Source organism: Microbacterium sp. cx-55 (assembly GCF_021117345.1).
GTDB lineage: Bacteria > Actinomycetota > Actinomycetes > Actinomycetales > Microbacteriaceae > Microbacterium.
This window is the reverse complement of sequence record NZ_CP088261.1, coordinates 2,956,086-2,968,304: the sequence shown is the minus strand read 5'-3', so window position 1 is coordinate 2,968,304 and position 12,219 is coordinate 2,956,086. Positions and strand designations below refer to the sequence as shown.

The window sequence follows — 12,219 nt, the reverse complement described above, 5'->3', positions numbered from 1 at the left end:
GCCGTTCGAGGAATACGGCGGCTACTGTGTGAGGCAGATTCAGCTCCATCCACCCCGACTGTGAGGAGACCCCATGAGGGGCAAGGCAGGACTCGTCCTCGGACTGGCCGCGGGCTACGTGCTCGGAACCCGTGCCGGGCGTCAGCGCTACGAACAGATCAAGGAGCAGGCCGAGAAGGTCTGGAACCTCGATCCGGTGCAGAAGCAGGTCGCGAAGGTGCAGGACTTCGGAAAGTCCGCGCTGCTCGCCGTGCCGAGCGCACTCTGGTCGGGCGCCGTCAAGGTGTCGAAGGCCGCGACGACCAAGGGCACACCGGGTCAGCGTCTGGACGCCGCCATCCACGCGGGCGATCAGGCGAAGGACGACATCGAAGACGCCGCCGACGCGTCCGCGGAAGCGGCGGAGAAGGCGGTCAAAGACCTGACGGCCGGCGCACGCAGCGCGGCGTCGCGGAGCGCGAGTTCTGCGTCGAAGCCCGCCACCGGCTCCGCCAGCGGGAAGTGACATGACGACGCCCCGAGGCTTCCGCGACAAGTCCGACGAGAGCCTGCTGACTCTCGTCGGCGAGATCCCTGAGCTCGTCCGCAACCTCGTCGTCGCCGAGATCACCTCCGCGAAGACCTGGCTGTCGAAGGCGGCCAAGAACGCCGGCATCGGCGCCGGCTGGGTCGTCGGTGCGCTGTTCGTGCTGTTCTGGTCGATCCCGGCGCTCGGCGCCTTCGTGATCGCCGGGCTGTCGTCGTGGTGGCCCGTCTGGCTGTCGGCTCTGGTCGTGTTCGGCGCCATGCTGCTCATCGCCATCGTGCTGGCACTGCTCGGGTTCTTCCGGTTCAAGCGCATCGGCAAGGGCAACCCCGCAGAATCGATCGCCCAAGACGTGCGCGCGGTGAAGGAGGCAGGCCAGTGAGTTCCCCCATCCCCGTTCCCCGCACCGCCGTTCCCCTCGGAATCACCGATCCCGTCGAGAAGGCCCGCGCCGAATTGAAGGCCGCGCTCGCCGCCATCGAGGAGAAGGGCAACCTGCCGCGTCGCGCCACCCGGCAGGCCGAGAAGCGCATCTCCGAGTTCCGCGCGTTCGCTCGCCGTGACCCCGCGATCGCCACGACCGCCGTCGTCGGCACCGCCGTCGCCCTCGGGGTTGCGGTCTGGGGCGCGATCCGCCTATACATCCGCTGACCCACCCCGCGGCACGCCTTCGTACGGACGGGTGCGTTTGCCGTGCGCCGACGCCGGGGAGAGACTGGAGCCATGAGTTCGCCCGCTGAGACCGCATCCGCGCAGTACACCCTGTGGGCGGTGCTGCGCCGTGACCCCTCGAGCCCCGTGGTGGAGGCGGATGACGCCGAACTCGCGGCGATCGTCGACCACATCGAAGCCGGCGGTGTGACGGTGCGCGGCTTCTACGACGTGAGCGGTCTGCGCGCCGACGCCGACCTGATGATCTGGTTGCACGGCCCCGAGGCCGAGGCATTGCAGCGCGACCTGCGGCGCCTGCGCCGCACCGAGCTGCTGCGGCCGCTGCTACCCGTGTGGAACGCGATGGGCGTGCACCGCGACGCGGAGTTCAACCGCTCGCACGTGCCCGGCTTTCTCCGCGGCGTCGACGCGAAGGAATGGCTCTGCGTCTACCCGTTCGTGCGCAGCTACGAGTGGTACCTGCTTCCCGAAGAGGAACGCCGCCGGATGCTGGCCGACCACGGCCGCAAGGGCGCCGCGTTCACGGGCGTGGTCGCCAACACGGTCGCCTCCTTCGCGCTCGGAGACTACGAGTGGATGCTGCCGATGGAGGCAGACGAACTCACCGACCTCGTCGACATGATGCGGGAGCTCCGGTACACCGAAGCCCGCCGTCACGTCCGCGAGGAGGTGCCCTTCTTCACCGGACGACGGATCCCGACGTCCGCCATCCCCGAGGTGCTCGCGTGAGCGGAGCCATCCGGCTCGGCACGAGACGCAGCGCCCTCGCGACCGCGCAGTCGCAGCAGATCGCGGATGCGCTCGCCGCATCCGCCGGCCGGCCGGTCGAGCTCGTGCCGATCACGTCCGAGGGGGATGTCTCCCGCGCCTCACTGTCGGTGCTCGGCGGCCGCGGGGTGTTCGCGACCCGTCTGCGCGAGGCTCTGCTCGCGGGCGAGTGCGATCTGCTCGTGCACTCGCTGAAGGACCTGCCCACCGCCGCGGCGCCCGGCCTGGTGATCGCGGCGACGCCCGTGCGCGAAGATGCGCGCGATGTCGTTCTCACTCGGGATGGCACGGCGCTCGACGCGCTCGCTACCGGCGCCGTCGTCGGCACCGGATCCCCCCGGCGCATGGCGCAGATCGCAATGCGCAACCCGCGGATCAGGACGCAGGACATCCGCGGCAACATCGATTCCCGGATGGCGCGGGTGCGCACCGGTGAACTGGATGCGGTCATCCTCGCGGCCGCGGGCCTCGCCCGTCTCGGTCATGTCGCGGAGGGACTGGTCGGCGAACCGCTCGGGCTGGCCGAGTGGCCGACCGCTCCCGGTCAGGGCGCACTCGCCGTCGAAACGCGCGACGACGCCCCGGACGAACTCCGGGAGGCGATCGCCCGACTCGATGATCTGCGGACCCGTGTCGCCATCACGACGGAGCGCGCGGTGCTCGCCGGACTCGACGCAGGATGCTCCGCCCCGGTCGGCGTGCACGCGCAGTGGCACGGCGACGGATTGCGGGTGCGCGCCCTCGTCTACGCCCCTGACGGAAGCGCCAGGGTGGGCCTGGACCGAACCGTGATCATGGCGGACCGGTATGCTGGGGAATCGGGCAGTGGCAATGGGGCACACACTGCCGACGACGCGGATCCCGTCACGCGTGCCTGGCGCACCGGAGACGACATCGCTCGTGAGCTGCTCGCCCGGGGGGCAGCCGAGGTTGCACCATGAAAGCCACAGCCATGCACGACACAGTGAAACGGCACGACGCCGACAAGCCCCTCGCGGGCTGGCGCGTCCTCGTGCCCCGCGGCGGACCCTGGGGGGACGGCGTTGCGGCCGCCCTTCGCGCCAAAGGCGCGGTTCCGGTCGTCGCGCCCCTGATCAATTTCGCGCCGACGAACGATGAGGCATCCCTCGAGGCGGCACTCGCCGACCTCGCGGCGGGCAAGTTCGACTGGGTGACGATGACCAGCGCGACCACCGTCGACGTGCTGTTCGCGTACCGCGCGGTGATTCCGGCCACCACGAAGGTCGCAGCGGTCGGTGAAACCACCGCCGCCGCTCTCCAGGCAGCCGGCTATCGGGTCGACCTCGTGCCCGACCGCGACAACTCCGCTGCGGGCATGGCCGAGCAGATGATCGCCCTCGAACCCGAGGCCCGCGACATCCTCACGCTTCGCAGCGAGATCGCGAAGCCCGTGCTGACCCGCAGCCTCATCGACGCCGGACACCGGGTGCGGAGCGTCGTCGCGTACCGCACCGTCGGTGTTCCGGTCACCGACCGCATCGCCGAAGACGTCGCCTCCGGTCGCATCAACGTCATCCTCGTCACGAGTGGTTCGGTCGCCGAGCAGGTCTACCTGCAGTTCCCGCAGATTCCGTCCGAAACGGTCATCGCCGCGATCGGTCCGCGCACCGCGAAGGACGCGCGCCAGACCGGACTCGGCGTCGACGTCATCGCCGATCGTCAGACCGTCGAGGCCCTGATCGAAGCCGTGTCGCAGTTCGCCCTGCCGCACGCCGCCGACGAATTCCCGCCGTGACCTTTCCGACCCACCGCCCCCGGCGTCTCCGGCAGTCGCCGGCGGTCCGCCGACTCGTGCGCGAGACGCACCTCGTGCCCTCCCAGCTCGTGCTCCCGGCCTTCGTGCGCGAGGGGCTGACCGAGCCCGTGCCGATCGGCTCGATGCCGGGCATCGTGCAGCACTCCCTCGACTCGCTGCGCCGGGCGGCGGCGGATGCGGCCGCATCCGGAATCGGCGGCATCATGCTGTTCGGCGTTCCAGAGGTGCGCGATGCGATCGGATCGCAGGCCGATGACCCCGACGGCATCCTAAACGTGGCCACCCGCGCGGTCGTCGAGGAGGTCGGCGATGCGCTCGTCGTGCAGACCGACCTGTGCCTGGACGAATTCACCGACCACGGTCACTGCGGCGTGCTGCGCGCAGACGGCGCGGTAGACAACGACGAAACCCTGCTGCGCTACGCGGCGATGGCGATCGCCCAGGCCGACGCCGGCTCGCCGCTGCTGGGGCTGTCGGGCATGATGGACGGCCAAGTCGCCCACGTGCGCGCGGCGCTCGACGACGCCGGCCACGCTGACACGATCCTGCTCGCGTACGCCGCCAAGTACGCCGGTGCCTTCTACGGTCCGTTCCGCGAGGCGGTTGATTCGCAGCTGAAGGGCGATCGCCGGGCGTACCAGCTCGACCCCGCGAATGCCCGCGAGGGCGTGCGAGAGGCCGTGACGGATGTCGAGGAGGGTGCCGACATCGTCATGGTGAAGCCCGCCATGCCCTACCTCGACGTTCTCGCCGACGTGCGCGCCGCCGTCGGTGTGCCGGTCTGGGCGTACCAGGTGTCGGGCGAGTACGCGATGATCGAGGCCGCCGCGGCCCACGGGTGGATCGATCGCCGCGGAGCGATCAGTGAATCGCTGCTCGGCATTCGTCGTGCCGGCGCCGACGCGATCTTGACCTACTGGGCCGTCGAGGCCGCCGGTTGGCTGCGCGAGACGCGGTGACGTGCTCTCGGCCGGCCCGTCCCGCGCGCCGGGTGCGGTCCGACCGAGATCAGCGGAGGATTCGGTTTCGTGCACCGCACGTTGCGCGCGACGTTCTCTGCGCGAGCCATGCCCCCGCCGCCCTTCGGGCGGCTCCCGCCAGACCCGATGCCAGCCTCGCGCAGAGAACATCGCGCTCCGCTGGGGCCGTGAACCGCGTCGGGCGAACAATGATCGACACGCGTGATGAGGAGAACCATGAGCGACCGTAACGACGAGCTGTTCGACCGGGCCCAGCGGGTCATCCCCGGCGGCGTGAACTCGCCCGTCCGCGCCTACGGGTCGGTCGGCGGGGCACCGCGCTTCCTCGCGTCCGCGCAGGGACCCTACGTGACGGATGCGGCCGGCACCCGCTACGTCGACCTGGTCGCGTCGTGGGGTCCTGCGTTGCTCGGGCACGCGCATTCGGAGGTCGTCGCCGCCGTGCAGGAGGCCGCATCCCGCGGACTCTCGTTCGGCGCGCCGACCGAGGGGGAGGTCGAGCTCGCGGCCCTGATCGCGGAGCGCGTGCGCGTCGGCGACGCCGCCCCGATCGATCGCGTGCGCCTCGTCTCCACCGGCACCGAGGCGACCATGACGGCGATCCGACTCGCCCGCGGCTACACCGGTCGTGACCTGCTGGTGAAGTTCGCGGGGCACTACCACGGACACTCGGACGGGCTGCTCGCGGCCGCCGGCTCGGGCGTCGCGACGCTCGCGCTGCCCGGTTCCGCCGGTGTTCCCGCCGCGATCGCCGCGCAGACGCTCGTCATCGACTACAACGACCTCGACCAGGTGCGCGAGGTGTTCGCGGCGCACGGCGATCGGATCGCCGCGGTCATCGTCGAGGCGGCCGCCGCGAACATGGGCGTCGTTCCGCCCGAGCCCGGCTTCAACGCGGCCCTCGCCGACATCGCCCACCAGCACGGAGCGCTCCTCATCATCGACGAGGTGCTCACCGGTTTCCGCGTGCACCCGGCCGGGTTCTGGGGTCTGCAGCAGGAGGCCGGCGAGCACTACGCGCCCGACATCTTCACGTTCGGCAAGGTCGTGGGCGGCGGTATGCCGCTCGCTGCCCTCGGCGGTCGCGCCGATGTGATGGACGCCCTCGCGCCGGTCGGCCCGGTCTACCAGGCGGGCACCCTGTCGGGGAACCCGCTCTCGGTCGCCGCGGGGCTCGCGACGCTCCGACTCGCGACACCGGAGGTGTACGCGAAGGTCGATGCCGCCGCATCCGCCATCGCGACGGCACTGTCGGGGTCGCTCGAGATCGCCGGGGTCACGCACGCCGTCCCGCGCGCGGGCTCGCTTTTCGGTGTGGCCTTCCTGCCCGAGGCTCCGCGTTCGTACGCGGCCGCGCAGACGCAGGAGACCTGGCGGTATCCGGCGTTCTTCCACGCGATGCTGGATGCGGGTGTCTCGCTGCCGCCGAGCGTCTACGAGGCTTGGTTCCTCACTGCCGCACACGACGACGATGCCCTCGCCGCGGTGCTGGCCGCGCTGCCCGCGGCCGCGCGCGCCGCTGCATCCGCTGGCCGCTGACCTCTCTCCCCCTCGGGGGTTTGGGGCACATTCGTGCGGTCGGGGCGCCATCTTCGTGCCCCAACCGCAGGATCGTGCCCCGAACCGGGGGCGGCGGTGCCCCCGGACGGGATACACCCGAAGATGGTGCCACGCGGGGCGAGGTGGCGTGCGGGGGCTGACACACTGGGACCCGTGACTGCGTTCTCTGTTCCCCATGTCGTTGTGCTCGCAGGCGGGGTCGGCGGGTCGAAGTTCACGTTGGGGGTGCGCGAAGCGCTCCGGCGCACGGGCGCACCCGACGCGACCGTGATCGTGAACACCGGCGACGATCTCTGGTTGAGCGGTGTGCGGCTGCAGCCCGACATCGACTCGGTGCTCTACGCCCTCGGCGGGCAGAACGACACCGTGCGCGGGTGGGGACGCGCCGGCGACACCGAACGCGTCAACGAGGAGCTGCAGGCGTGGGGCGCGGGGTGGCCGTGGTTCACGCTGGGTGACCTGGATCTCGGCACGCACCTCGCCCGCACGGGCTGGCTGCGAGACGGCGCGACCGTGACCGAGGTCGTCGAACGCCTTGCGCGACGGTGGCCGCTCGGGGTCCGGATGCTGCCGATGACCGACACCGAGGTCGACACGCACGTCCTGCTCGAAGACGGCGGCCGCCTGCACTTCCAGGAGTGGTGGACGCGCCATCGTGCCACCCTGGCCCCCGCGGCGTTCGAGAACCCGGGCATCGAGAACGCCGTGCCCGCCCCCGGCATCGTCGAGGCGATCGCCGGGGCCGACATCGTGCTGGTCGCCCCCTCGAATCCCGTCGTGTCGATCGGTCCGATCCTCGCGGTCCCCGGCATCCGCGACGCACTCCGGACGACGCGCGCACGCGTGGTGGGAGTCTCCCCGATCATCGGCGGCCGGGTCGTGCGGGGCATGGCCGACGTCTGCCTCACCGCGATCGGCGTGGAGACGAGCGCCGCCGCCGTCGCGGCGCACTACGGAGCGCGCGCGGAGGACGGGATCCTCGACGCGTGGCTGCTCGCGGAAGAGGACGCGGATGCGGCCGCATCCGTCGACGCCGTCGGCATCCGCCCGCTCGTCGCTCCATTGTGGATGACCGACGTCGACGCTTCTGCCGCGATCGCGGACGCCGCGCTCCGGGCCTGACGCACCGCCGTCGCCGCGGCGCGGGCGGACGCCGCGCAGTCACAGCTACCTCATATCGCTGCCGGGCGCATCATGCACTCCGGCGTATGTGCGCCGCGTAAACTTGATGCTTTGAACGATCGCGCCAACGCCTCGTTCCGACGGAGGTTCCGTGGCTGGAAATTCGACTGCCCGCTTCGCAAACGTTTCGCTGCTTTCCGTGGCGAGCGCTCTTCCCGGGCGGGTGACGACCTCGGACGATATCGAGGACCGCCTCTCGTCCGCGCTCTCGCGGCTGCGGCTGCGCAGTGGACTGCTGCGACGCGTCGCCGGCGTCAATGAGCGCCGGAACTGGGCGGAGGGTGAATCCTCGGATGACGCGGCCGTCGCGGCCGGGCGCCAGGCGCTCGCCGAGAGCGGGGTGGATGCGTCCGAGATCGGCCTCGTCATCAACACCTCCGTGAGCCGCAAGCACCTCGAGCCGTCGGTCGCCGTGCGACTGCACCACGGCCTTGGGATGCCGAGTTCGGCGATCAACTTCGACATCGCCAACGCCTGCCTCGGCTTCGTCAACGGCATGAGCGTGGCGGCGAGCATGATCGAGTCGGGGCAGATCCGCTACGCGTTGATCGTCAACGGCGAGGATGCCGACGAGATCCAGATCAACACGATCGAGCGGCTGCAGCGCGAAGACGTCGACCGCGACCAGTTCATGAGCGAGTTCGCGTCGCTCACGCTCGGTTCGGGCGCCGCCGCGGCCGTGCTCGGCCGTGCCGATGAGCACCCGGAGGGCCACCGCATCCTCGGCGGTGTGACGCGCGCGGCTACGCAGTTCCACGAGCTCTGCGTCGGCAGTGTCGACGGCATGTTCACGGATGCGAAGGCCCTGCTGAAGGGCGGGCTCGACCTGGTCGTCTCGGCCTGGAAAGAGGCCTCCACCGAGTGGAACTGGTCGACGGTCGACCGGTACATCACCCACCAGGTCTCGTCGGTGCACACCAATGCGATCGTGAAGGCCGTCAAACTCTCGAAAGACAAGGTGCCGACGACCTTCCCGCGGCTCGGGAACGTCGGTCCCGCCTCGATTCCGATCACTCTGGCCGAGGAGCAGTCGACGCTGAACAAGGGCGATCGGGTGCTGCTAATGGGCGTCGGATCGGGCCTCAACACCGCCATGATGGAGATCGCCTGGTGACCTCCCCGGTGCTGCCGTCCGACCTCCCGGGTGTCGATCCGCGTTTCTCGCGCACCGTCGAGGTGGCGGAGCACGCGGCGGATGGCGGCCGCATCCGGCGCTGGCATCTGCTCGACACGGGTGACGAGCTCGCGCGCCTCGGTGCGCCCGTCGCCGGCACGATCATCGCCGTGCACGGCAATCCGACGTGGTCGTACCTGTGGCGGGCGCTCGTGTCGGCGTCGGTGGCCGCGGCGGAGGCTGGCCGGACCGCGTGGCGCGTGATCGCGGTCGACCAGCTCGACATGGGGTTCTCCGAGCGCACGGGCACGACCCGGCGTCTCGCGACGCGCGTGCGCGACCTCGGGGCTCTCACCGATGCCCTCGGGATCGAGGGTCCGGTCGTGACGCTCGGGCACGACTGGGGCGGTGTCGTCTCGCTCGGCTGGGCGGTCGATCGCCCCGGCCAGCTCGCGGGCGTGATGCTGCTCAACACCGCCGTGCACCATCCGGAGGGCGTGCCGATCCCGGCGCCGCTGCGCCTCGCGCGGGCGCGCGTGATGCTCGCCGCCTCCACCGTGCGAACCACCGCGTTCCTCGACACGACCCTCGCGCTCGCCTCGCCCGCGCTCGCTGCCGACGTGAAGGCGGCGTTCCGCTCGCCGTATCGCGGGGCATCCCGCCGCGGCGGTGTCGGCGGATTCGTCGACGACATCCCGGTCGATCGCCGGCACGCGAGTCACGCCGAACTCGAGCGGATCGCCGCGGGCGTCGCGGGGCTCGAGGTTCCCGCGCTGCTGCTCTGGGGGCCGCGCGACCCCGTCTTCGTCGAGCGGTATCTCGACGACCTGATCACCCGCCTGCCGCACGCCGATGTGCACCGATTCGAGGGTGCGGGACACCTGCTCGCGGAGGACCGCGCGTACGACGACGCCGTGCTCGGCTGGCTCGACGACAACCGTGCGCGCATCGTGGGGGAGTCGGATGCGCCGGCTACTCGCCGCGAGGCGCGCGAGCGCGGTGCCGTCCGTACCGCTGCCGAGACCGAGTTCACGCCGCTCTGGGCAGCGCTCGACGCGCGCCGCGACGACGACGGTCCGGCCGTGATCGACATGAGCCCCGCGGTGCCGATGCGGGTCAGCTGGCGCGTGCTCGACGATCGGGTCCGCCGCATCGCGGCGGGGCTCCATGACCTCGGCGTGCGCCGCGGCGATCGGGTGTCGCTGCTCGTGCCGCCCGGGGCGACGCTGACCGCTGTCATCTACGCGTGCCTGCGCATCGGGGCCGTGGTCGTGGTGGCGGATGCGGGACTCGGCGTGAAGGGCCTCTCCCGTGCGGTGCGCGGCGCGCGGCCGGCGTTCGTCATCGGTGAGCGCACCGGCCTCGCCGCCGCGCGCGCGCTGGGCTGGCCCGGCATCCGCATCTCGGCGACCCGCCTTCCCGCGCCCGTTCGACGCGCGCTCGGGGTGACCGCCTCGCTGGCCGACCTCGTCGCCCGCGGTGGCGACCTACCCGAGGCGCCCGGCCCCGAGGACCTCGCGGCGATCCTCTTCACCTCCGGATCGACCGGTCCGGCGAAGGGCGTCGTCTACACGCACCGGCAGCTCTCCGCGCTGCGAGACACCCTCGGCCGGCACTTCGAGGTCACGCCCGACACCGGGCTCGTCACGGGCTTCGCGCCGTTCGCGCTGCTCGGCCCGGCGCTCGGAACGCGCTCGGTGACGCCCGACATGGACGTGTCCGCGCCGCGTACGCTGACCGCATCCGCCGTCGCCGCCGCGGTCCGGGAATCGCGCGGCAAGATCGTCTTCCTCTCGCCGGCCGCCATCCTCAACGTCGTCGCGACCGCCGATGCGCTGACCGCGGACGACCGCGCGGCGCTCGCGGAGGTGCAGACGTTCCTTTCGACCGGCGCTCCGATCGGGGCGGGACTGCTCGCGTCGACCCGTGAACTGATGCCGAACGCCGTGCCGCACACGCCGTACGGCATGACCGAGTGCCTGCTCGTCACCGACATCACGCTCGACGGGATCCGGGCGGCCGAGGCCGCGCCCGATCGCGGTGTGTGCGTCGGCTCGGTGATCGGCGAGAACCGGGTGCTGATCAGCGCATTGGACGCGACCGGTGCCGCGACCCGCGCTCCCGCTGACACCCCGGGAGTGCTGGGCGAGATCGTGATCTCGGCCCCGCACCTGAAGACCGGTTATGACCGGCTCTGGCTGACCGATCGCGCGGCGATCCGCGATGTTCCGGATGCGGACGGCCGCCGCTGGCACCGCACCGGCGACGTCGGGCACCTCGACGCGGACGGCCGGCTCTGGGTCGAGGGGCGGCTGCCGCACGTCATCGTGACCGCGGACGGTCCCGTCGCGCCGGTCGGCGCCGAGCAGGACGTGGAGCGCCTGCCTTCGGTGCGCCGTGCGGCGGTCGTGGGCGTCGGGCCCCAGGGGCTCCGGAAGGCGGTGGCGGTCGTCGAGACGCTCCCCGCCGCTCGGCGCCCGGCCATCGCCGACGACCGCCTCGCCGCCGCGGTGCGCGCGAGTTCCGAGCTGCCGATCGTGGCGGTGCTGGTCGTTCCGAGCCTGCCCACCGACATCCGGCACAACTCGAAGATCGACCGGGCGCGCCTATCGGCGTGGGCTGATCGCATCCTCGCCGGCGAACGGCCCACGGCGCCGTGATCGTGCTCGTCACCGGGGCATCCGGATTCCTCGGTCAGGCCGTCGCGTCGGCGCTCGTCGACGCGGGCCACGAGGTGCGGACGCTGCAGCGCCGTCCCTCCGGCGTACCCGGCGTGACCGATCTGCTCGGTTCGGTGACGGATGCGGCGCTCGTCGCGCGCGGCATGGACGGCGCCGAGGGGGTCGTGCACCTCGCGGCGAAGGTCTCACTCGCGGGCGACCCTGCGGACTTCCGGCGGATCAACGTCGACGGCACGCGCATCGTGCTCGACGCGGCCGCGCGCGCCGGGGTGGCCCGGTTCGTGCAGGTGTCGTCGCCGTCGGTCGCGCACGCGGGCGCGGCCCTCGCGGGTGTCGGCGCCGAGCCTGCCGACCCGGCGCACGCGCGTGGCGAGTACGCCCGCACGAAGGCGGAGGCCGAGCTGCTGGCGCTCGGGCGAGATGGTGATGACCTGCATGTCGTCGCCATCCGCCCGCATCTCGTGTGGGGGCCGGGGGACCCGCAGCTCGTGGCACGCATCGTCGATCGCGCACGGCGCGGACGCCTCCCGCTCCTGAACGGCGGCACCGCCCTCGTCGATTCGACCTACGTCGACAACGCCGCATCCGGGATCACCGCCGCCCTCGCGCACGTCGATCGTGTGCATGGGCGTGCGTTCGTGCTGACGAACGGCGAGCCGCGCCCGGTCGGCGAGCTGATGGCCGGCATCTGCCGCGCCGCGGGCGTGCCTCCGCCCCGGTGGAGCGTGTCGGCCGGGGTGGCCCGTGCGGCCGGCTCGGTTGTGGAGCGCGTCTGGGCCGTGCGGCCCGGAGCCGACGAACCGCCGATGACCCGGTTCCTCGCGGAGCAGCTGTCGACGGCGCACTGGTTCGACCAGCGGGAGATCCGTTCCGCGTTGGAATGGGAGCCTGCGGTGTCGATCGACGAGGGGCTCAGGCGCCTCGCCGCGTCCTCCGCGCGCTGAGTCGCGCGGTTTCCG

The 12,219-nt window shown here is 71.8% G+C and carries 12 protein-coding genes; all 12 read left to right on the top strand.

Annotated elements, in window-relative coordinates:
* The first annotated feature begins 73 nt into the window (after positions 1-73).
* The 12 genes from LQ938_RS13965 (at position 74) to LQ938_RS13910 (ending at position 12,204) form a co-directional block, all read left to right on the top strand.
* The gene (locus LQ938_RS13965) at positions 74-505 is read left to right on the top strand and encodes a hypothetical protein (RefSeq protein WP_223723128.1); all 432 of its coding nucleotides are present in this window, start codon (positions 74-76) and stop codon (positions 503-505) included.
* A 1-nt stretch (position 506) separates the two neighbouring features.
* On the top strand, positions 507-908 hold the full coding sequence (locus tag LQ938_RS13960) for a phage holin family protein (protein WP_223723127.1): 402 nt from the start codon (positions 507-509) through the stop codon (positions 906-908).
* Positions 905-1,177, top strand: coding sequence for a hypothetical protein (locus LQ938_RS13955; protein WP_223723126.1), 273 nt, complete (start codon positions 905-907; stop codon positions 1,175-1,177). The genes LQ938_RS13960 and LQ938_RS13955 overlap by 4 nt, the downstream gene beginning before the upstream one ends.
* 72 nt (positions 1,178-1,249) lie before the next feature.
* Positions 1,250-1,927, top strand: a complete 678-nt coding sequence (gene hemQ / locus LQ938_RS13950) for a hydrogen peroxide-dependent heme synthase (RefSeq protein ID WP_223723125.1) — start codon at positions 1,250-1,252, stop codon at positions 1,925-1,927.
* Complete coding sequence (gene hemC / locus LQ938_RS13945; protein ID WP_223723124.1) at positions 1,924-2,907, top strand: hydroxymethylbilane synthase; 984 nt, start codon at positions 1,924-1,926, stop codon at positions 2,905-2,907. Before hemQ ends, hemC begins: the two co-directional genes overlap by 4 nt.
* Positions 2,904-3,722: a uroporphyrinogen-III synthase gene (locus tag LQ938_RS13940; protein ID WP_223723123.1), complete on the top strand. Its 819-nt coding sequence runs from the start codon at positions 2,904-2,906 to the stop codon at positions 3,720-3,722. The genes hemC and LQ938_RS13940 overlap by 4 nt, the downstream gene beginning before the upstream one ends.
* The gene (gene hemB / locus LQ938_RS13935; protein WP_223723122.1) at positions 3,719-4,702 is read left to right on the top strand and encodes a porphobilinogen synthase; all 984 of its coding nucleotides are present in this window, start codon (positions 3,719-3,721) and stop codon (positions 4,700-4,702) included. Before LQ938_RS13940 ends, hemB begins: the two co-directional genes overlap by 4 nt.
* A gap of 237 nt (positions 4,703-4,939) precedes the next feature.
* Entirely contained in the window at positions 4,940-6,262 is a 1,323-nt protein-coding gene (hemL, locus tag LQ938_RS13930; protein WP_223723121.1) for a glutamate-1-semialdehyde 2,1-aminomutase, read from the top strand.
* Positions 6,263-6,436: 174 nt separating this feature from the next.
* The gene (gene cofD, locus LQ938_RS13925; protein WP_223723120.1) at positions 6,437-7,405 is read left to right on the top strand and encodes a 2-phospho-L-lactate transferase; all 969 of its coding nucleotides are present in this window, start codon (positions 6,437-6,439) and stop codon (positions 7,403-7,405) included.
* 151 nt (positions 7,406-7,556) lie between these two features.
* A complete protein-coding gene (locus LQ938_RS13920; RefSeq protein ID WP_223723119.1) occupies positions 7,557-8,579 on the top strand; it encodes a 3-oxoacyl-ACP synthase III in 1,023 nt (340 codons plus the stop codon).
* Complete coding sequence (locus LQ938_RS13915) at positions 8,573-11,239, top strand: alpha/beta fold hydrolase (RefSeq protein WP_223723313.1); 2,667 nt, start codon at positions 8,573-8,575, stop codon at positions 11,237-11,239. Before LQ938_RS13920 ends, LQ938_RS13915 begins: the two co-directional genes overlap by 7 nt.
* Entirely contained in the window at positions 11,236-12,204 is a 969-nt protein-coding gene (locus LQ938_RS13910; RefSeq protein WP_223723118.1) for an NAD-dependent epimerase/dehydratase family protein, read from the top strand. The genes LQ938_RS13915 and LQ938_RS13910 overlap by 4 nt, the downstream gene beginning before the upstream one ends.
* The last annotated feature ends 15 nt before the right edge of the window (positions 12,205-12,219 follow it).

Bases quoted from the DNA above. Each gene is read 5' to 3' on its own strand.
- LQ938_RS13965 (WP_223723128.1), top strand. From the start codon at position 74: ATGAGGGGCAAGGCAGGACTCGTCCTCGGACTGGCCGCGGGCTACGTG.
- hemQ (WP_223723125.1), top strand. From the start codon at position 1,250: ATGAGTTCGCCCGCTGAGACCGCATCCGCGCAGTACACCCTGTGGGCG.
- hemL (WP_223723121.1), top strand. From the start codon at position 4,940: ATGAGCGACCGTAACGACGAGCTGTTCGACCGGGCCCAGCGGGTCATC.
- LQ938_RS13940 (WP_223723123.1), top strand. From the start codon at position 2,904: ATGAAAGCCACAGCCATGCACGACACAGTGAAACGGCACGACGCCGAC.
- LQ938_RS13960 (WP_223723127.1), top strand. From the start codon at position 507: ATGACGACGCCCCGAGGCTTCCGCGACAAGTCCGACGAGAGCCTGCTG.